Origin of the sequence: Streptomyces sp. NPDC032161 (genome assembly GCF_040636995.1) — a bacterium.
In the GTDB taxonomy this organism is placed as follows: domain Bacteria; phylum Actinomycetota; class Actinomycetes; order Streptomycetales; family Streptomycetaceae; genus Streptomyces.
Genome location: NZ_JBEZVN010000003.1, coordinates 102,193 through 123,584 on the forward strand (window position 1 = coordinate 102,193; position 21,392 = coordinate 123,584).

General features: G+C 71.7%; 11 protein-coding genes and 1 pseudogene. 5 read left to right on the plus strand and 7 right to left on the minus strand.

From position 1 onward, the window contains the following. Positions 1–180 precede the first annotated feature (180 nt). The 4 genes from AB0E67_RS10850 to AB0E67_RS10865 all read left to right on the plus strand — a co-directional run bounded on the left by AB0E67_RS10850 (position 181) and on the right by AB0E67_RS10865 (position 4,914). The gene (locus AB0E67_RS10850) at positions 181–297 is read left to right on the plus strand and encodes a hypothetical protein (RefSeq protein ID WP_362023881.1); all 117 of its coding nucleotides are present in this window, start codon (positions 181–183) and stop codon (positions 295–297) included. A 745-nt stretch (positions 298–1,042) separates the two neighbouring features. Next, a complete protein-coding gene (gene rph / locus AB0E67_RS10855; RefSeq protein WP_362023883.1) occupies positions 1,043–3,640 on the plus strand; it encodes a rifamycin-inactivating phosphotransferase in 2,598 nt (865 codons plus the stop codon). Positions 3,641–3,693: 53 nt separating this feature from the next. Next, a complete protein-coding gene (locus AB0E67_RS10860; RefSeq protein WP_362023885.1) occupies positions 3,694–4,017 on the plus strand; it encodes a hypothetical protein in 324 nt (107 codons plus the stop codon). A gap of 126 nt (positions 4,018–4,143) precedes the next feature. After that, positions 4,144–4,914 (plus strand): PaaX family transcriptional regulator C-terminal domain-containing protein, encoded by a 771-nt coding sequence (locus AB0E67_RS10865; protein WP_362023887.1) that lies wholly within the window; start codon positions 4,144–4,146, stop codon positions 4,912–4,914. Between the two features lie 77 nt (positions 4,915–4,991). Here AB0E67_RS10865 and AB0E67_RS10870 read toward each other — a convergent pair whose 3' ends face one another. Continuing rightward, positions 4,992–5,348: a DoxX family protein gene (locus AB0E67_RS10870; protein WP_362023890.1), complete on the minus strand. Its 357-nt coding sequence runs from the start codon at positions 5,346–5,348 to the stop codon at positions 4,992–4,994. 120 nt (positions 5,349–5,468) lie between these two features. On the opposite strand from AB0E67_RS10870, the gene AB0E67_RS10875 reads away from it, so the two are divergent. Continuing rightward, on the plus strand, positions 5,469–6,377 hold the full coding sequence (locus AB0E67_RS10875; protein WP_362023893.1) for a LysR family transcriptional regulator: 909 nt from the start codon (positions 5,469–5,471) through the stop codon (positions 6,375–6,377). A gap of 213 nt (positions 6,378–6,590) precedes the next feature. Here the strand turns inward: AB0E67_RS10875 and AB0E67_RS10880 are convergent. The 6 genes and pseudogenes from AB0E67_RS10880 to AB0E67_RS10905 form a co-directional block, all read right to left on the minus strand. Then, positions 6,591–7,340 (minus strand): annotated as a pseudogene (locus tag AB0E67_RS10880) (ABC transporter ATP-binding protein); the annotation flags it as partial. Positions 7,341–7,645: 305 nt separating this feature from the next. Beyond that, positions 7,646–8,881, minus strand: a complete 1,236-nt coding sequence (locus tag AB0E67_RS10885) for a glycosyltransferase (RefSeq protein ID WP_362023896.1) — start codon at positions 8,879–8,881, stop codon at positions 7,646–7,648. Between the two features lies 1 nt (position 8,882). Next, a complete protein-coding gene (locus AB0E67_RS10890) occupies positions 8,883–9,689 on the minus strand; it encodes an alpha/beta hydrolase (RefSeq protein ID WP_362023899.1) in 807 nt (268 codons plus the stop codon). Positions 9,690–9,691: 2 nt separating this feature from the next. Continuing rightward, a complete protein-coding gene (locus tag AB0E67_RS10895) occupies positions 9,692–10,012 on the minus strand; it encodes a phosphopantetheine-binding protein (protein WP_362023902.1) in 321 nt (106 codons plus the stop codon). Next, on the minus strand, positions 10,002–14,510 hold the full coding sequence (locus tag AB0E67_RS10900; protein WP_362024634.1) for a beta-ketoacyl synthase N-terminal-like domain-containing protein: 4,509 nt from the start codon (positions 14,508–14,510) through the stop codon (positions 10,002–10,004). Before AB0E67_RS10900 ends, AB0E67_RS10895 begins: the two co-directional genes overlap by 11 nt. A gap of 8 nt (positions 14,511–14,518) precedes the next feature. Next, positions 14,519–21,325 (minus strand): SDR family oxidoreductase, encoded by a 6,807-nt coding sequence (locus tag AB0E67_RS10905; protein ID WP_362023905.1) that lies wholly within the window; start codon positions 21,323–21,325, stop codon positions 14,519–14,521. Between the last annotated feature and the right edge of the window lie 67 nt (positions 21,326–21,392).

Genomic DNA, 21,392 nt, shown 5'->3' on the forward strand with positions numbered 1-21,392 from the left:
CGCGAAGGAAGAGCACCCCCCTGACCGGCCGACGCGCACCGGACCTGGCGCTCGACGGCACCGGGCTCTTCACGCTGCTGCGCCCGGCCCGTCACATCCTGCTCGACCTGACCGGGAAACGTCCTCCAAAGCCCCTGCCATCGTGCCGCCTCGACCGAACGGCCCGCCGAGTGGTCGGACGTGCGTGCCGCACTCGCACGGCCCGACGGTCATGTCGCCTGGCCAAGCAACGAGCCGGACGACGAAGCGCTGGCCCGAGAGGCACGAAGGGCCCTGGCCGCCACGCGCGTTGGGTGAGACGAAGTCGCTGTGACCGAGGCGGGCCACCGGGGCAGCGGTGCGGGCAGGGCCGGAACGGTGGTCTGCGCGGCCTGGGCGCGGGCCTTCGCCGCGGCTGCTGGCCGGGCGCGGACCCGCTCCCACTCGTATTCGCGGATCCACGCCCTGTTCGTCACCGCTTGGCGCAGCCGCCTCTCGGTGGTCGTGCGGTGCTGTGCCTCGGGGGCGTGCGGCCTCGGCACCCTGCTCCGATTGCCATGGGCCACGTTCGTCGGCGGACGACTCGGCCGGCAGGCCGCCGCCTTCTGGACCATCTCGCGTGTAGTCGTAGGCGGCGCACCACCGTTTCGCGAGGAGCTTTTCAGCTCCGGCGGACGGCAAAAGGCAAAGGCAAGGAGATCTCTCCTTGCCACTCTCAACGTATAGCGCGCCGGGGGGCTTGCGGCAAGACCCGGGTCGTGGCGCAGAATCATCGGCCGAGGTCACAACCTGTGGAAATGGGGGCACATGCGCCGTTTGTCGATGTACGGGGGACGCGGTGACGTCGAACCGGTGGTGGGACCGGCAGTGCGGTTGCGGGCCTCGGGGCGGAGGTTCGGAGGTGCGCTCCGCCGGACGGGGCGGAGCGATCGGCTGACTCGTCAGAGGGAAGGCGGCCAGGGATGAGGACGTGCCCGACAAGGGGTTCGACAGGGCTGGAGGTGCTGGTGATTCGATCTGCCAGTGCAGTGCACCGGAGCACGACTGCGCCGGAGGTTCCGCGATGATCGAGCAGTACGTGTTGGATCTCCGAGAGATCGACGAGACGCAGGTCGCGGTCGTCGGCGGCAAGGGCGCGCATCTGGGCGGGCTGTCGGGGATCGAAGGCATCCGCGTGCCGGGGGGCTTTTGCGTGACGACGGACGCCTTCCGGCGGATCATGGCGGAAGCACCGTCGATCGGTGATCGGCTCGACCAGCTGTCGCGCTTGAACCCGGAGGACCGGGAGGAGATCCGCGCGCTCAGCGCGCGGATTCGCCGGACCATCGAAGGGATTGCCATCCCGGGCGACCTCTCGGCGGCGATCACGCGCGCGCTCGCCCGGCTCGGCGAGCAAGCCGCCTACGCCGTCCGATCCAGCGCGACGGCGGAGGACCTGCCGACGGCCTCCTTCGCCGGCCAGCAGGACACGTACCTGAACGTTGTGGGGTCGGCGGCGATCCTTCAGCACGTCAGCCGGTGCTGGGCCTCGCTGTTCACCGAGCGGGCCGTGACCTACCGCCAACGGAACGGCATCGACCACCGTACGGTCCACATGGCCGTGGTCGTGCAGCAGATGGTCTTCCCGCATGCGGCCGGCATCCTGTTCACGGCCGACCCCGTCACGGGGAACCGGAAGGTCGCCACTGTGGACGCCGGCTTCGGCCTCGGCGAGGCCCTGGTCTCCGGTCTGGTGAACCCGGACGTCTTCAAGGTGCGACACGGCGAAGTCGTCGCCAGAACGATCGCCGCAAAACAGCGTGCCGTCCACGCCCTGCCGGCAGGCGGTACGCAGGAGGCGGCAATCGACTCGCGGCTGCAGGGGCAGCCGACGCTGACGGATGCGCAGGCCGTGCGGCTCGTACAGCTCGGGCGGCGGATCGAAGCGCACTTCGGCCGCCCGCAGGACATCGAATGGTGCCTGGTCGATGATGGCTTCCAGATCGTTCAGAGCCGACCGATCACAACGCTGTTCCCCATCCCCGAGACCGGCGACCAGGAGAATCACGTCTACGTCTCCGTCGGCCACGGGCAGATGATGACCGACCCCATGAAACCCCTGGGGCTCTCCGTGTGGCAGCTGACGGCCATGGCACCGATGCACGAGGCCGGCGGGAGACTGTTCGTCGACGTCACCCGGCGCCTGGCCTCGCCCGCGAGCCGCGCCGGCCTCCTGGACCTCATGGGGAGGGGCGATCCACTGACCAGGGACGCTCTGGAGACCGTCCTCGACCGTGACGACTTCGTCCCGTCGCTCCCGGACGCGGGTCCCGGCGGGCCGCCGGTCGGCGGCGCGTCCGCCCCGATCGAGACCGATCCGGCCATCGTCACCGAGCTGATCGAACGCAGCAAGGCGTCCATCGACGCCCTGGAGCGCGACATCCGCACGAAGACCGGACCGGCACTGTTCGACTTCCTGTTGGATGCCTTCGAGGAGCACAAGCGAGTCCTTCGTGACCCGCTGAGCCTTCAGGCGATCATGGCGGGGATGGAGGCCACGTGGTGGCTCAACGACAAGCTGCAGGACTGGCTGGGCGAGAAGAACGCGGCTGACACGCTCACGCTGTCCGCCCCCGACAACGTCACCTCGCAGATGGGACTCGCGCTGCTCGACGTCGCGGACGTGATCCGCCCGCGGCCGGAGGTGGTGGCGTTCCTGCGGGGCGTCGGGGACGAGGACTTCCTGGACGAGCTGGGGAAGCTCGCGGGCGGGGCCGAAGCACGCGACGCCCTCAAGGCTTACCTCGACCGGTACGGCATGCGCTGCGTCGGCGAGATCGACATCACGAGGCCGCGTTGGCGCGAGCACCCCACCATGCTCGTGCCCGTGATCCTCGACAACGTCAGGAACTTCGAACCGGGCGCCGCCGAACGGCGCTTCGAGCAAGGGCGGCAGACGGCGCGGAAGAAGGAACAGGACGTGCTGTCACGCCTGCGGGACCTGCCGGACGGGGACCGGAAGGCCGACGAGACCAAGCGGATGATCGACCGGGTCCGGACCTTCATCGGGTACCGGGAGTACCCGAAGTACGGCGTCGTCAGCCGCTACTTCGTCTACAAGCAGGCCTTGCTGGCGGAGGCCGAGCGCCTCGTGCGGGCCGATGTGCTTCCTGAGAAGGAGGACATCTTCTACCTCACGTTCCAGGAGTGCCACGACGTCGTGCGCTCGAACCAGGTGGATGAACAGCTCATCCAGCGGCGCAAGGAAGCGTTCCGCTCGTACCACGCGCTCACACCGCCCCGGGTGCTCACATCGGATGGCGAGGCCGTCACCGGGGCGTACCGGCGCGACGACGTGCCGGCCGGTGCCCTGGTCGGCCTACCGGTCTCCGCCGGGACCATCGAGGGAAGGGCCCGCGTCGTCCTGGACATGGCGGAGGCCGATCTCGAGGCGGGCGACATCCTGGTCACGGTCTGCACGGACCCCGGCTGGTCGCCCCTGTTCGTCGGAATCACGGGCCTGGTGACGGAGGTGGGCGGCCTGATGACCCATGGCGCAGTGATCGCCCGGGAGTACGGCTTGCCGGCCGTCGTGGGCGTGGAGCAGGCCACCCGGCTGATCCGGGACGGGCAGCGGATCCGCGTACACGGAACCGACGGGTACGTCGAGATCCTGCCTTGACCGACCACGGGATCCGGGCTCCGGGTCCCTCACCAGTCGCGACCGTCTCCGCCGTGCACGTGGCGGGCGACTCCCTCGGCGGCGCCATCGCGATGCAGCTCACCGCCCATGCCCCTGAGCGTGTGGCCTCACTGGCGCTGCTCAACAGCGCGGGATTCGGCCGCGAGGTCACCTGGGCGCTGCGCGTCCTCGACCTGCCACTGCTCTGGCGGCTGCTCCTGCGCCCCGATGAAGAGAACGCACGGCTGACGGAGCGTTCCCTCTTCCATGACCCGGACCTCGCGACCGCCGAGCGGATCGCCGCGGCGGTCGCCCTCGCCCGCCGCGAAGGGGGTGCCCGGACGCTGCGGCAGGTGGCCCGCGACCTCGGCTCCTGACCGGAACGGATTCACCCCGCACGCCGGAACCGGCCGTCAAGGTCCCGAACGCTCGTCGAGGCGCTGATCCGCACCGATCACACCGTCGACACCGGCGAGCTCTACGCCATCGCCCCACTGCTCGGCATGACCGACCAGCAGGTGCGGCTGTGCGTCAAGCGGCTGGTCACCGAGGGGCGCTTCACCCAGGAGGGCAGGGGCCGCAAGGCGGTACTGCGGGCCACCGGCGCCACCGGCGCCACCGGGCAGACTCTTGGGCCCGACGTCGAATTCGTCACACACGCCTTCCGGCAGGACGCGGGCCTCGCCCCCTGGGACGGCATCTGGCACCTGGTCGCCTTCGCGGTCCCCGAGACGGCCCGCACCGCACGCGATGCCCTGCGGGCCGCACTCACCCGGCTCGGCGGCGCCGCCGTGCAGGGCGGGTTGTACATCAGCGCCAACGCCTGGGAGCCCTACGCCGAAGACCGAGCCCGTCACCTCGGCGTCCTCGACCACCTCACGCTGCCGACCACGGACAACCTGCGCCAAGGCAACGAACACGCCCCCGCCGCACTCGCCCGCGTCCTGTGGCCGTTGGAAGAGATCGCCGACCGCTACCAGCGACTCGCCTCTGTCGCCCGACCGCGGCTGCGCCGACTCCAGGAAGACGCCGACCTCCCCGGTCCCGAGCGGCTGACCATCGCGGTCGAACTGGCCGCCGAGTTCACCCGCGCCATGGAGCCCGACCCCCTCCTGCCCCCGGAGCTGCTGCCCCAGCCCTGGCCCGGCGCCCGGGCCCGCGAACTCGTCGCGCAATGCTGGTCACTCCTGGAGGAGCACACGAAGGAGAGCGAGCGAGTCAGCCTCTTCCGGCTCTACCGCGATGTGTTCCGCCCGGCAGCCGCCGACAGCTGAGTCCGAACCTCGAACCGTCCCGCACATGCCGCTCGATCAAACCGTCGCACCGGAGAATCCCGAGATCCCGGGCAGCGTCAGGCCCAGCGGGCAGCTGCGAGGGCGAGGGACGCGACGGCCAGGGCCAGGTAGGCGCCAGGGAAGGCGATGTTGTGGAAGACCCGGGCGCGGACGTGCGCGGCCATGGCGCCCACGTAGAAGAGCACGAGGCCCGTCGCCGCGGCGAGGCCGAGGAGCCGGAAGCCCGCGAAACCGGCCAGGAGCCCGACCGCCCCGGCAGCCTTGAGCGTGGCGAGCCGCGGGAGCCAGGTCCGCGGGAGGTTCACCTCAGCGGAGTTGGCCAGGACGAACCCGGCCTTCGCGAAGTCCGCGGCGGCGATTGCGGCGTTTGCCGCGATGGTCGCGGCGGTGACGATCACATATGCGGTGAACATGGGGCTCCTTCGCACTGGAACGGGTCGTGCGTGGCGGCGATCCGCTCTGCGCACCCCCTGGTCACCAGGTTCGCCGGGGTCCCCATTTGCGTCCAATACCAGCTTCTATAACCTGATGGAATGGATGTGGACAGTCGGCTTCTGCGCTCCTTCGTCGCCGTGGCGCAGGAGGGGACCCTGACCCGGGCCGCGGAGCGGCTGTTCGTCTCCCAGCCGGCGCTGACCAAGCAGATCCGGCAGCTGGAGAGCCGACTGGGCGTACCCCTGTTCGAACGGTCCAGGGCCGGCATGGCACTCACGGCGGCGGGCCGGGCCCTGGCGGCGCGGGCGCCCGGGCTGCTGGCCGAGTGGGACGCGACGCTGCGGGAGGCGAGGAGCGCGGCGAGCCGGGCCGAGCGGATGCTGCGCGTCGGTTTCCTGGCCAGCGCCGCCAACGAGGCCACCCCGCGCATCGTCGCCGAATTCACCCGCAGCCGACCGGGCTGGCGGGTCGACATGCGGCAAGCCACCTGGTCGGACCCGACAGCCGGCCTCGCCACCGGGGACGTCGACGTCGCTCTGCTGCGGCTGCCCTTCCCCGGCCAGGAGCACATGCGGGTGGAGACCCTGCTCACCGAGCCCCGCTGGGTCGCGCTGCCCTCGGCGCACCCGCTCGCCGCGAGCGACGTGATCCCCTTCCGGGAACTGTGGGACGAGCCGTTCGTGGCGGCCCCGGCGGAGACCGGCCAGTGGCGTGAGTACTGGCTTGCCGCCGACGAGCGCGACGGGCACCCGGTCCGCATCGGAGCCGTCACCGACCAGCCCGACGACTGGCTCAGCGCGATCGCCAACGGCTACGGCATCGCCCTCTCCCCCGCCTCCTCCGCCCGCTTCTACGCCCGGCCCGGCATCACCTACCGCCCCGTCAGCGGCGTCAGCCCCAGCCGACTCGCGGTGGCGTGGTCCCCCGCCGACGACGGCAACCCGGTCGTCCAGGACTTCATCCGCTGCTGCCTTAACAGCGGATCCGAGCCGAATCCCGCCGCCTGACGTCGAGCGCCGCCACCTCGGCCATGGGCTCGGCCTGGCCGACTGCGTGAACGCCGTCCACGCCCAGCGGTTCGACCGGCCCGCCGACGCGGGCAGGGACCGAAGGGTCTCGACTCTCGTACTTCTCGTATGAGCGGCCCCTCGGTTGCCGTGGGGCCAGGAAGAAGGTGCGCTTCTCGCGAGGACATCGTGATCACCGCCGACGACCGATGCCTACACGCCCTCGTCGAGAGGGCCTGCGTCGCCCGATGCGGCAGCCAACAGCTGGGTGGCGGCGAGTTCGCGGTACAGCTCGTCGTCATCCATCAGCGTGCGGTGGCTGCCCACGGCCCGGACCTTGCCGTGTTCGAGGACGACGATCTGGTCCGCCTCGATCACGGTGGACAGCCGGTGCGCGATGAGCAGCACCGTGCAGTGCCGGGCCAGGCCGGTGACCAGTTCGCTGAGCGCCTGTTCGTTGCGCGCGTCGAGCTGTGCCGTGGCCTCGTCCAGGAGCAGCACCTCCGGTCGGCGCAGCAGGGCCCGTGCGATGGCCAGCCGTTGGCGTTCACCGCCGGAAAGGGTGATGCCCCTGGCTCCGACCGGTGTGTCCAGGCCCTTGTCCAGCCGGGCCGTCAGACCGTCGAGCCGGGTGGCCCGCAGAACCTCGGCGATGTTCTCGTCGGTGGCGTCCGGCGCCGCGTGGAGCAGGTTGTCACGGAGGGTGCCGGCCAGTGCGGGGGCGTCCTGCTCGACGTAGGCGATCCGGCGGCGCACCTCGGCGCGGGGAAGGGACGCGATGTCCTGCCCCCCGATGCGGAGGCACCCTGCGGTGGGTTCGTAGAACCGCTGCAACAGTGAGAACAGCGTGGTCTTCCCGGCGCCCGACAGGCCGACCAGTGCGGTCTGGGTACCGCCGGGGACGGTGAAGCTCACGCCGTGCAGCACCGGGGGCCGGTCGGCGTAGGCGAAGTCCACGCCGTCCACCTCGACCGTCGGGGGCGGGCCGGACGCGGGGCGGGCAGCGAGCGCCGGGTCGATGTCGTCCTCCACGGGCATGACCGTGACGTGCTCTATGCGACCGATGGCACCCAGGCCCTGCGCGACGCTCCCGCCGGTGGCGAGCCGGTCCAGGATGTTCTGCGCGAACTTCGGCTGGACAAGGCCTGAAACGCTGGCCAGCAGACTCAGGACGGGGGACAGCGTCAGGGTGCGCCAGTGGGGCCGGGCATGGCCGAGGAGCGAGCCGAAGGTGCCCGAAGGCCCGTCGTCGGATGGGGTGCCGGTCGTCATCTGGCGCCCGCTCTCTTCTGCTGCCGTCCGCCCCCGTGGCCTCGGGATGGCGATGTGGCACGCGGCAGGAGGCCTTCGAGACGGTCGGCCGCGGCTTCGCTTCCGCCCGCTGCCCGGAACGAACGGCCGATCGCACGCGCGGCGTCGCGATATCCGGCGGCCTCGTCCAGGACGGTGCCGACGGCGTCGGCGATCCGCCCCGCGTCGGCACGGCCGAAGCGCAACCGGACGCCCGCGCCCGCGGCCGTGACCTGGCCCGCGACAATGGGCTGGTCGTCCCTGATGGGGGCGACCACCAGGGGGACGCCGTTCCACAACGCCTCGCAGACGGTGTTGTGCCCGGCGTGGCAGACGACGGCGTCCATGTGGGCGAGCAACGGCAGTTGCGGCACGTGCGGGCGCAGCAGGATGTTCTCACCTGCCGCGGCGACGCCGTGGGCGGGGTCGACGACGACGGCGCGTAGTCCGGGCAGGCCGGACAGCGCCTGGACCGCGGCGTTCAGGAACGGCCCGCTCGCTTCCGCGTTGGCGGTGCCCAGGCTGACGAGGACGGTGCGCTCGGCCCCTTCCAGCCATTCCCAGGGGAAGTCGGTCGGCGCCGGGCGGTCGGTGAGGGACGGACCCACCAGCCATACGTGTTCGGGGAGTGCGACCGGGCCGAGCAGGGCTCCGGTGGTGTAGGCGAGGACGCCGTACGGGGACATCCTCGGGTCGGCAGCACCCTTGCCGTCCGCGATCCGGCCACGCAGCGCCTGGATGAGGCCGTCCAGCCAGGACGCCACCTTGGGCATGCCCGCGAGCGGGTCGACCAGTTCGGCCGAGGTGGTGGCGGAGGTGACCCAGGTCAGGCCGAGCGACTCGGCGACGATGCCGCCCGCGACGGTCTGCTGGTCGGCGATCACGACGTCCGGGCGGAACTCCTCGATGGCCGTGCGTATGCGGGGGGCCATGTGGTCGGCGAGCGGGATCAGGAAGCTCTCCCACAGGAACTGGAAGGCTGCGGGGCCCTTCAGGTGACCCGTCCGGCCCACGATCTCCCCGGCGTTGCCCGGATTCGGGTCGGACGGCACACAACGGAACACGCGTGCGTCGGGTCCGGCCAGGCGGCGCACCAGGTCGGCAGGTCCGGCCCAGGCGATTTCGTGGCCGCGCGCGGCGAGCACGGCTGCGGTGCCGACCGCCGGGTTGACATGGCCGACGAGGGGCGGGACGACGAACAGAAACCGGCTCATGCTAGCCCGCCTTCAGGGGTGTGTGGATGTCGTCCGTGAGCCAGCCGGATATCAGGTCGGCCGTCTCCTTCGTACGCTCCACGAGCACCGAGTGTCCCTGATCGGGCAGGACGACGGTGCGGCAGTGCGCGAGGGTGGCGGCCAAACGGCCGGCCTGGCCCGAGAGTTCGGAGTCGGCGCCGTACAGGGCGAAGACGGGGCAGCGGATGCCGACGAGCCCGTCGCCCAGGAGACGGCTGCGCGGGAGGTCCTCCCTCAGCGTGGTGCTCTCCAGGATCCGTCCGGCGAGCTGGAAGGGGCGTGGGTTGCGCTGGGGGTCCGCGGCGAGCCAGGTGCGCACGTCCCTGACCAACAGGCCGCCTTCTTTGCCGGTGAGGCCCGCGGCCATCTTCTCGGCCCACGACTTCATCGGCGGCTCGGACTCGATCGCGATGACGGACCGGACGCGGTCGGGCCGGGCAGCGGCGAGCCCGTAGGCGATGACGCCGCCGAAGGAGTTGCCCACGACGTGCGCCGGGCGGTCCTCCCCGAGTGCGTCGAGGAGTTCGTCCAGGTCCGAGACGAAGTCCTCCAGGCGGTAGCCCGCAGCAGGCCGACTGGTCCGTCCGTGCCCGCGCAGGTCGTACATGAGGACGTCCATGCCGCTCTCGGCGAAGGCGGGGCCGAGCGAGAAGTAGTAACTCGCCAGGCTGTCGATGAGCAGACCGTGGACCAGCACCACGAGGGGCGGCGGGCTCTCGGCCGGGGAACCGGCCGCGGACATGCGCTGTACGTGGACGTCGAGTTCGCCGACGCGGATCTTCGCCATGCTCAGACCGCCTCGGCCGCGACCGGGAGGGAGGCCACGACATGGAGCACAAGGTCGCCCACGGTCAGGGCGATGATCTCTTCAAGTCCGCGGTCCGCGATGAATGCGGCGAAGTTGACAGTGTCGCCGTAGTGTTCGCGCAGCGCCGCAGAGAGCGTGACGAGGTCGATGCTCTCCATTTCGAGGTCGTCGTGGAATCGGGTGTCCATGGTGATCGCGGTGTCCGCGAGCTCGTACTCGCCGAGCACCTCCCGCAGCATGCCGGTCACCTCCTCCAGCACGGCCGGAGTGGGCGGTACGGCGCGGTGGTCTTCAGCAGTCATCGTCGCTCTCCTCATCGTGGGCGGTCGTCCAACCGACGACGTAGTTCCTGGGGGGCAGTCCGGGTGGGCTGCCGACCGTCCGGTGATGGACGTGGTAGGTGTCGCCGCCGGTGAGGACGGTCAGCGCCGTACCGGTGGCGGCCTTGATCTCGAAGCTCTTCGGGACTCCGGCCAGGCCCGTGCCGAGTGCCTTGCCGACAGCCTCCTTGGCGGTCCAGAAGCGGGTGAACCACAGGGCCTCGGGTTCGCCGGTGTCGCGGACCAGTGACACGATGAGGTCCCGCTCCTGGGCGCCGAGCGCCACCTCAAGGGTTCCGCCGGGACGGTCGACCACCTCTTCGATGTCGATTCCGCAGGGGCCGTTTCCGGCGATCGCGACCGCGGCCTCCGCCCGGTGCGCGAGGGAGACGTGGAGGTCGGGGAGGGTACGGCCGTAGGCGCCGGTGACGTGCGGGTGGCCGGACGGGTCGTTGACGACCCGTAGTTCGGAGGGGAAGATCCCGCCGTTCCCGGCGTCCCACAATCGTCGGCGCACGGCGTCCTTGACCGCGATCCGGCCGAGCAGCCACTGGCGGCGGCCTCGCGGCGTGTGCGCTCCGTAGGCTGTCCGCTCCTCGCCCGCCAGCATGTTCCGCATGATCAGCTCGCGGGTGGCCAGGTCGGGCCAGCGTTCGTGGAGCAGGACCCAGCCGCCGGGTTGCGGCTCGGAGAGGGTATGGTGTTCCGGTTCGCGGTCCACCCGGCGGATGTGCGGGTCGCTGTCGAAGCGGCGGTCGCGCCAGCCTGCGAGTTCGGCCCAGACCCGGCCCTGCCGGACCAGTTGCATGTCGGCTTCGAGCGTGGTGTCGGTGACGGAGACGATACGGATCAGGCAGTCGAGCCGTTCGCCCGGCTCGGGGGGCGCGCCGTGGAAGCGGATCTCGCGCATGCCGACGGGGAAGACGGTGGTGCGGGTGGGGAGTTGGGACATTATCCAGTAGCCGAGGAGTTGGCCGACGTTGTCCAGCAGGGCTCCCGGAGCGGGTGGGGTGGTGATGACTCCTCGGACGTGGGCGTCGCCGATCGCGGTCAGTCCGGTGACGCCCTGGAAGCGTGGGCCGTGGAACATCCAACGACGGGTGTACAGCTCACGGGCCGTCAGCTCGCAGGGGCGTTCCTTCTCCTTCGGGAAGGTCCAGGCGGTGGCCGGTCGGGGACCGTATTCCCGGGCGAGTTCGACGGTGGCTCGGGCGTAGGGACCGAGGGTGGCCGTCACCCGGACGGCGCCGGAGGGGTGCGGGGGCTCGGGGGTGATGTGGACGGGAACGTCCACTGCGGGGATGGCGTTGATCCACTGGTTGAGCCGGACGTCGTGGACAGCGACCGCGCGCAGACCGGAAGTCGCCTGCTCGGCGAAATCCATCATGTGCCCGATGATGGTGGTGCCGGGCACGACGGGCCAGCAGTCTGCGGGAGCGGCCTGCGGCGGTTGTTTGAAGAAGCAGTGGTCGAGCAGGTACGGCATGGTGTCGATCGAGACCCGCAGCGAGGTCCGCAGCTCGCGCGGGGTGGACGGTGGCGGGCCGGCGGAGGGCCTGTTCGGCCGGGGATTGTGCGCGGAAGCCCGAGGCGCGGTGGATCGCGGGCCGCCGTGCCGGCGCGCGGTGAGGACGTCCGCCGCGAGTGCTGCGGTGTCGTCGAGCAGCGCGGAGAACTCAGCGGCCAGCGGGTCCTCGGCGGCGAGGGCGTCGAGGACGGACGGCAGCGTGCCTTCGGCCACCCGGCGTGGCCGCGCCAGGGCGGCGCCGATCTCCGTGCGCGTGGGTTCGTCGAGGGAGATCAGCGCACCGCCGAGGTCGAGCCGGACCGAGCGGTGCGCGACCTCGGGCGCGGGAGCGGGGCGGAGCGCGGCCGTGTCCGGCCTGGCCCCGTCGGCCCACAACGCCGTGGCCACGCGGCGCAGTTGGGGGAGTCCGGAACGGTGCGGGGAGTGGGCGGCGACCACGAGGTGTTCGGAGCCCCGTAGCGTGTCCGCGATCAGTGAGCCGACCTGGCCGGCTCCGAGCTGGACGAAGGCGCGGAAGCCGGCCGCGTGCATGGCCTCGATCATCTGTCGGAAGCGGACCGGTTCCAGGAGGTGTCGTACGAACAGCTCCCGTATTTCTCGTGGTCGCGCGGGGTACTCCCCCGCCGTGGTGGCGGACCAGACGGGCAACCGCGCGGGTTGCAGCGTGTAGGTGTCCGCCGCCTTCCGTATCGGGTCCAGATAGGGCCGCAGCATGGGGGTGTGGAAGCCCGACCGGAACGGCAGGACCTGCGAGATCGCACCCCGTTCGCGGAAGAGCCCGACGAATGCTTCGACCGCGTCCGAAGGGCCGCAGACGATGGACTGGTGAGGGGCGTTGTCGTGCGAGAGCACGACCTGCGTCTGGCCGTCGAGGGCTTCCATGACGCGATCCGCGGGCGCGCCGATCACCGCGAAGGCCAGGCCCGGCACGCGCAGTGCGTCCGGATCGAACGTGGTCAGGAACGCATCGACCTCCTCTTGGGCGTGGATCCCGGCGGCGGCCATGGCGGTCCACTCGCCGAGGCTGTGTCCGGCGAGCGCGTCGGGCACGATGTCCATCCGCTCCAGTGCGGCGTGCAGGAGGCGGCCGAGTTGGAATACACCGGTGCCCTGACGGCCGATGTCACCGACCGTGACGTCGGTACCGGAAAGCGACCACGGGAGGCCGAAGTGGCGTGCCACGTCGTCGCAGTTGGTGTCGAAGTCGGCTTCGAGGCCGGGAAAGACGAAGGCGAGACGGCCGCCGGCGTCGCCCAGCAGCGGCTCGGGAACGAACCACAGGTCGTTCTTGCCTCGCCATGGCCGGCCCCGGTCGACCGCCTTGCGGGCCAGCGCCAGCCGCTTGGCCGTCGGGTCCACCACGCCGAGCCGGACCGGGCCGACGGGCTCGGGCCCGGTCTCGTCCGCGGCGGTGGCGAGCAGGGTTGCGTCATCGCGGTCGAGCAGGCGGGCCAGTTCGGCGGGTGACGCGGCCGACAGCCGCAGCACCCGTTCGGGCTCGCGCACCGAGGCCGTGGGTCCGCAGGTGACGGACGGAGCGGCGACGGAGGCGGGCTGTTCCAGGACGACATGGGCGTTGATGCCGCCGAAGCCGAAGGCGTTGACCGCGGCACGGCGTACGGGGCCGTGGGTGTCGGTCACCCACGGCACCGCGGCGTCCACGGTGGTGAAGCGGGTGCGGGCGAGTGCCGGATGCGGGTCGTCGCAGTGCAGGGTCGGCGGGAGGACGCCATGGTGCACGGCGAGTGCGGCCTTGATGAGCCCGGCGATCCCCGCGGCGGGCATGGTGTGACCGATCATGGACTTCACCGAACCGATCACACCGCGGGGCGCGTCGCCCGGCGGGCCGAAGACCGCGGCGACCGTCTCCAGCTCGGCGGTGTCGCCCGCCGGGGTGGCGGTGCCGTGGGCTTCGAGCAGCCCGACGGAACCGGGCTCGGCGGGGTCCCGGCCGGCACTGCGCCATGCCTCGCGGATCGCCTCGGCCTGGCCCGCGGAGTCCGGGCTGAACAGACTGCCGGTGCGGCCGTCGCCCGCGACGCCGGTGCCGGTGATCACGGCGTAGATCCGGTCGCCGTCGCGGTCGGCGTCGGCGAGCCGTTTGAGCACCACGACGCCGGTGCCCTCGCCGATGAGCACCCCGTCGGCGTCCCGGTGGAACGGCCGGATGCGCTCGCTCCGGGACAGGGCACCGAGTTGTGAGAACACGCTCCACAGCGTGATGTCGTGGCAGTGGTGGACTCCCCCGGCCAGGACGACGTCGCACCGGCCGCTCTCCAGCTCGCGGGCCGCATGGTCGACCGCGATGAGCGAGGAGGCGCACGCGGCGTCCACCGTATAGGCCGGGCCCCGCAGGTCCAGTCGGTTGGCCAGCCGGGAGGCGGCCAGGTTGGGCACGAGCCCGATGGCCGACTCCGGTGCCTCGGGGCCCAGTTGGTCGGTGAAGGCGCGGCGCACCTCATCGAGGCGCTGTTCTCCGAGGTCCGGCAGGAGTTCCCGCAGTGTACGCACGAGCTGGCCGGCGGTGCGCACCCGCTGGTCGAGGCGGACCAGGCCGGGGGTGAGGTATCCGCCGCGGCCCAGGATGACTCCGGTGCGGCGCCGGTCGGCGAAGAGCCGGTCGGCGCCGCCCGCGTCGCGGACCGCCTGGGACGCCACCCGCAGTGCGATCAGTTGGTCGGGCTCGGTGGCCCGCACGGAGGCGGGCATGATGCCGAACGCGGTGACGTCGACGTGGGCGAGGTCGTCGATGAAGCCTCCGCGGCGGCAGTAGACGCGGTCGGCACGGCGTCCAGCGTCCGGGGCGTAGTACACGGCGTCCCAGCGGGCCGCGGGGACGTCGGTGATCGCGTCGACGCCGTGGACGAGGTTGTGCCAGTACGTGTCGAGGTCGGGCGCTCCCGGGAAGAGCGCGGCCATACCGACGATGGCGATCGGGCAGGCCCTGGCCATCGCGGCGGTCACCACCCCGAGGCGGTGTAGACGACGGCGGCGCTCTCCTGCGGGCCCCACGCCAGTTCGCGCAGCAGGCTCATGGCGCCCTCGTCGGGATCGATGAGGCGGATCCCGCGTGCTGCGTAGGTGCGCATCAGTTCCGGCGTGACCATGCCGTTGTTGGTGCCGGTGGGCGCCCACGGGCCCCAGTGGACCGTCAGCCCGCGGCGGTCGCTCCGGTCGCCCCAGGCGCGGCCGATGGCTTCGAGGGCGTCGTTGGCGGCGGCATAGTCGGTCTGGCCGCGGTTGCCCAGGGTGGCCGCGATGCTGCCGAACAGCACGGCGAGGCGGGGGCCGTGCGAGAGTCCGTCGACGGCGTCGAGCAGAGTCCTGGCGCCGTCGGTCTTGGTGCCGAAGACCCGGTGGAAGGACTCCGGGGACTTCTCGGCGAACAGCTTGTCCTCGATCACACCGGCCGCGTAGACGACCGCGTCGAGTCTGCCGTGTTCGGCGTGCACGTCCTTCACCGCGCGGTACACGGCCTCGGTGTCGAGCACATCCACGCAGTGGTAGCGCACACGGCTGCCCAGCCGGGTGAGTCGGTGGACGGTGTCGCGGACCTCGTGCTCGGCCTGGATCCTTCCGATCTCCCTTTCGACCTGAGCCGGGGCTCTCATGCCGTCCGCGATCAGCTCGGCCCGCAGCTCGGCTTCGGTGGTGGCGGCCGTCGCCGGGGTTTCGTCCAGGGCGGGCAGGGGCGTGCGGCCGAAGAGTTCCAGGCGGCAGCGGGCAGCGGTGGCGAGGACGGTGGCGAACCTGGCAGTGATGCCACGCGCCCCGCCGACGAGGAGTACCACCGACTCGTTGTCGAGGCCGAGAGCCGCAGCCTCGGCGGCGCCGTCGTCGGAGGGGCCGGCGCCGGTGCTGCCCAGGACGCCGCGGTCGGTCTCGGTCATCCGCAGCCCGCGCCGGGTGTTCCCCGTGCGCAGCACGACCGGCTCGCGGTCGGTGGAGGTCAGCTCCGCGACGATCGCGTCGGCCGCGACGGACGGGTCTGCTCCGGCAGGCTGTTCGATGACGCGGGCGATGGTCTGCGGGTACTCCCTGGACAGTGAGCGGAACAGGCCGCGCAGGCCCTCGGAGGCGCCGGCGACCAGCAGCCAGCGTGGCCCGGCGGCCAGGGCGGACTGGTAGAGGGGAACGGCGCCGGGCAGCACCGGCTCGTGGGCCGGACCGCCGTCCGGGGAGGCGAGGTGGATCAGGCCGTCGAAGTGGTCGCCCTCAGGGATTCCGGGGGCGGTCACCGTCCGGGCACCGCAGGAGTCGAGCCGCTCGGCGACGGCCACCGCGAGCGGGCCCTCGCCGATGACCAGGAATGTCCGTCCGGCGAGTTCGGTGGGCTCCAGGGGGGCGGGCGCGAGGTCGTATTCCGACATCACCAGCCGTTCGGGGGCCGTGACGACTGCTTCGGCGTCAGCGGGTGGTGCGGCCGGTCCCGTCGTGGCGGGCTCGGAGGCGGGGGGCTCGGGCGGTGGAGTGTCGTCCTGCCGCGCGGTGACGATCAGTTCGGCGATGCCCGCCGCGGTGCGCGCCCTGGTCAGCTCCTCCGTGGCGGCGTCGTCGGTGGCGGGCAGCCGGAGCCGTCGAGCGAGCCGGCCGACGATCTCGGCGCGCTTGATGGAGTCGACACTCAGGTCGGCCTCCAGATCCAGATCGGGTTCGATCATGTCGGCCGGATAGCCGGTTCGTTCGCCTATCACGTCCAGGACGGCCGCGAGGACCGCGTCCATGGTCAGCTCGGTCGGCGCCGGGTCCGGCGCGGGCTGCGGCGCGGTGGGCTCCGGGACGGCCTCGTCGGCGGGTGCCGCAGTCGCGGGGAGAATCGCACCGTTCAGCTCACGGGGTGCGTACTCCACGGGCTCCGGTCCGGTCCGGGCACCGGGGGCGGCGGCGAGGTAGCTCAGCAGGACGTCGCGCTGAGCGGCGATCATGTCCCGGCTGGTGCGCAGGAATTCACTGATGAGGGCATCGCCGCCGGTCCCCGACGCGCCATGGGCGGGTTCGGTGCGGAGCACGTTTCCATGCTCTCCGTCTCTGCCGGAACGAGTGGTCACAAGTGCCTCCGGGATGCGCTGGGCGGGGTGCAGGGCTGTGGTGGGGATGGCGCCGTCGGAGGTGCGGACGAGGTGGCCGTCGATGGTCCAGCCCGCGCGCCTGCGGCGGGGAGCCTGGGCCGCATCGACGGCGTCGCGGCCCTCGAACAGCCAACCGGTGCGTACGTCGGCCCCGGCGACGGCGAGTTCGGCGAGCGCGGCAAGGAATCCGGTCAGGCCCGTGCCGCGCCGGGCCTCCAAGGTGACGGTGCGGTGCGGGCGGTTGCCGAGGATTTCGGTGACCTGCCTGGTCAGCACCGCGCCGGGTCCCGCTTCGACGAAGATTCGGGCACCTGCCTCGTACATGCCCTCGATCTGCTCGACGAAGCGGACCGGCGATCCGATCTGGGCGGCGAGTTCGGCGCGTATCGCCTCGGGAGTGGTGGGATAGACCGCGGCAGTGCGGTTGGACCACACCCGGATGGACGGTGTCTCCAGCGGTACCGAGGCCAGCATCGCCGCGAAGGTGCCTCCGGCGGTGGCGACCAGGGTGCTGTGGAAGGCGCAGGCCACGGCGATCCGTTTCGCCTTCAGCCCCTGCGCGCGCAGCCGCTCCACGGCTTTCTCCACGTCGTCGGTGGGGCCTGATATCACCGTCTGTCGGGGTGAGTTGTGGTTGGCGACGACGACGGAACCGGCTACGCCCGCCTTCTCCAGGGCGGCGGCCGTCTCCGGTGCCGGGGCGGCGACCGCGGCCATGGTGCCGGGGTCGTCGCCGCAGGCGGCGAGGACGGATTCGGCACGCGCCCTGCTGCACCACAACAGTTCCTCGGGGCCGAGGACGCCGGCCGCGGCGAGGGCGGCGAGTTCGCCGTAGCTGTGTCCGGCCGCCATCGCCGGGCGGACACCGACACGGCCGAGCAGATGGTGGGCGGCGAGTCCCGTGATGCCGAGGGCCGGCTGGGCGACACGGGTGTCGGTGACCCGCTCGGCCAGGGCCTGGCGACCGGCCTCGTCGAAGCGGGCGGGTGGGAAGAGGGCCGCTGCGACGGATGCGTCGAGGCGAAGGAAGCGCTGGAGTTCGGGGAAGGAGACGAACAGGTCGGCGAGCATGCCAGGTCGCTGGCTGCCCTGCCCGGGGAAGAGGAAGGCGATCTCGCCCGGCTCGGTGCCGTCCGCGAGATGGATGCCGTCGTCGGGAGCGTGCTCGCCGTCGACGGCCCGGCGAAGCGCTGCCGTCAGCTCCGGCACGGAGGAGGCCAGTACGGCGATGTGGGTGGGCAGGCCGCGCACGGCCGCGAGGTCGGCGCGCCGGGAGGCGGCCAGGGCGAGGTCGCGCAGGCGCGGCGACCGGTGCGCGGTGTGGTCGGACTCGGCGAGGGCGAGAAGTTCGCGGGCGGCCTTGGCGGCGGCTTCCCGGTCGGCGCCGCGGAAGGTGAACAGTTCGGCGGGCCACTCGTCGCGGGCGTGGGTGGGCGGGGCGCCGTCGCCGTGGGCGCGCAGAACGACGTGGAAGTTGGTTCCGCCGAAGCCGAAGGCGCTGACACCGGCGACACGTTCGGTGGGCGGCGCGGGCCAGGGCCTGGCCCGGGTGTGGAAGGCGAAGGGGCTGGTGCGTTCGTCCCAGGCCGGGTTCGGCTGTCGCAGGTGCAGCGTCGGGGGCTTGACACCGTGATGCAGGGCGAGCGTGGTCTTGACCAGTCCGGCGAGGCCCGCCGCACACTTGGTGTGGCCGATCTGGGACTTCACCGAGCCGAGGGCACAGCCGCCGGGGTCTGCTCCGGCCTCGGTGAAGACCGCGGTCAGGGCGCTCAGCTCGGTGCGGTCGCCGACGACGGTGCCGGTGCCGTGAGCCTCGACCACGCCGACCTCGGCCGGTGAGATCCCGGCGTTCCGGTAGGCCCGCGTGAGTGCCCTGCGCTGACCGTCCGCGCGCGGCGCGGTGAGGCCGAGGGCCCGGCCGTCGCTGGAGCTGCCGACGCCCTTGACGACGGCGTAGATCCGGTCGCCGTCCCGTTCGGCGTCGGCACGTCGCTTGAGGACCACGCAGGCCACGCCCTCGCCGAGTGCGATGCCGTCGCCGGAACGGTCGAAGGGCGCGGAACGGCCGGAGGGGGACAGTGCGTGCGCGGAGGCGAAGAGCAGGTAGTCGTTGATGCCGTTGTGCAGGTCGGCGCCGCCGCACAGCACCATGTCGCTGGTGCCGACCGTCAGTTCCTTGCAGGCCACGTCGACCGCGGCGAGGGAGGAGGCACAGGCGGCGTCGACTGTGTAGTTGGCCCCTCCGAGATCGAGGCGGTTGGCGATCCGCCCGGCGATGACGTTGGCGAGGACACCGGGGAAGGAGTCCTCGGTCAGGCGCGGCAGCTGGGCATCCAGCGCGGGTGGAAGCTGTCCGACGTAGGCGGGCAGGACCGTTCGGAGCGTCATGGTGTTCGACAGGTCGCTTCCCGCCTCGGCCCCGAACACCACGGAGGCACGGTCCCGCTGAAAGGGGCGGTCGGCGTAACCGGCGTCGGCGAGCGCGCGTCGCGCCACGTCGAGGGCCAGCAGTTGGACCGGTTCGATGCTCGACAAGGAGGCGGGCGGGATGCCGTAGTCCAGGGGTTCGAAGGGGATCTCGGGCAGGAAGCCGCCCCAGCGCGAGGGGGTGTGTTCTCCCGCCCCGTCCTCGGCGTAGTAGAGGGAGGGGTCCCAGCGCGAGGTGGGCACCTCGGTGATGGCATCGGTGCCCGACAGCACGTTCCCCCAGAAGGACTCCAGGTCGGGCGCCTCGGGGAACACGCAGGCCATCCCTACGATGGCGACGTCCAGTGGTTCGGGTGCGGCGGCCGGCTCGTCCGAGCCGGTGTCGAGTGCAGCCCTGCGTCGGTCGAGAAAGGTCTGCGCGCCGGTGGTCACCGCGGTGTGCAGCGCGGTGACGGTGGTGACCTCCGACCGGAGGACGGCGACCTGCCCGGCCATGAACATGCCCTCGCAGCGCTGTCGGTCCTCGTCGACCTCGCGCAGTTCGTCACCGACACGTTCGATGCCCTTGCTCGCCAACCTCAGTCGGCCGACGTTGAGTTGTTCCAGCCGCTCCCATGCCTCTCGACTGGGCACGTCACTGGCCCGCAGTTGTTCCTTGCGGGCCGCGAACTCGTCCGTGAAGGGGCTGCGGACACAGCGAGTGGCATGACCGGGTGCGGTTTCCAGCAGTTCGGTGCGCTCGGCGTCGACCATCTGCTGCTGGAAGAGCGGCTGTACCGCGCCCGCCGCCACGGCCTCCTCCGTGAAGAGGTAGGCGGTGCCCATGAGGACTCCGATCGCGGCACCCCGCGCGGCCAAGGGGGCGGTCATGGCGGCGACCATGGCGGCGGACCGCTCGTCGTGCACGCCGCCGGCGAACAGCAGTTGGAGTTCGGCGGCGGCGTCCTCCCCGGCAGCCGCGAGGAAGTCGTCCACCACGTCGAGCTGCGCCTGCCACAGCGGAAAACTGGCCCGGGGTCCGACGTGGCCACCGCACTCGGAGCCTTCGAAGACGAACTTGCGTGCACCGGATTCGAGGAACTGGCCCAGCAGCCCGGGCGAAGGCACGTGCAGAAAGGTCGAGATGCCGACTTCTTCAAAGGCCACCGCCTGCGCGGGACGTCCACCGGCGATGATGGCGTGCGAGGGGCAGACCTCCCGGATGACCTTTAATTGCGCGTCCCTGATGGCCTCGTCGGCGAAGCCGAGGACTCCGACACCCCAAGGCTCCTCGCCCAGGGTGCTGCGGGTCTCCTCCAGCAGCGCGCGCGTCCGCTGCCCGTCGGACACGGCGAGCGCGATGAACGGCAAGGCGCCCTCGGCGGCCACGGAGGCGGCGAACGCGGCCTGGTCGCTCACCCGTGTCATCGGCCCCTGGACAACCGGGAGCCGAGTACCGAAAGCACGGCTGCCCGTGCTGTCCGGCCCGAGCACGGGCACGTCCTCGGCAAGCGTGTCGCCCACCGCCCCGCGTATGCCGCGTATCGCTGCGCCCAGCGTGCCCCAGGCCCGTTGGAAACGGACCGCCAGGAACGCGTCCTGGCCGATCTCCAGGGGGGCTGCGATGCCGTCCGGGCCGGGGGTACGTCGTCGCAGCACGCGCAGACCGTCCTCGACCACGGTCTCCGAGCCGTCGAGTCCGACGAGCGCGCTGGTGATCTCCGCGGGGAGTTCCGCCTCCGCGAGCAGCGCGGTCTGGGTGTCGAGGACCACACCGCAGGCGCCACCGGCGACCGCTGCCGCCGCAGTGTGCGCGCCGATTCCGCCGCAGGCCCACACCGGCAGCCGGTGGGACGCGTCCGCGAGCAGTTGCTGCAGCAGCACGAACGTGCTCAGTTCGCCCACCAGGCCGCCGGCTTCATGGCCGCGGGCGATCAGTCCGTGTGCCCCGGCCGCCGCGGCGGCGCGCGCCTGAGCGCCGGAGGTCGCTTCGGCCAGCACACGTCGCCCGGGGAAGTCGGCAGCGTTCACCGTCGCCCCGGCGACGAGAACCACGGTGTGGACACAGGCAGGAAGGTCCGACGCGAGGATGCCGCTCCCTTCTCCGAGTCGTACGCCGAACCCGCAGCGCGCCCACTCGGTGGCCAGGCCCAACTGCTCACGTGCGGACCGGACATCGCCCGTCAGGTCGAGTACTCCCAGTCCGCCGGCGCGCGCGGCGGCCGCGGTGAACCGTGCCGACGCGACACCGAACGGATGCACTGCGAGGACGACGTCCGCCGTCGTGGACATGCCACCATCAGTGCCGGCACCAGGCGTGCACATGAAAAACTCCAGGGGACGAGGAGGCGCGCGAGAT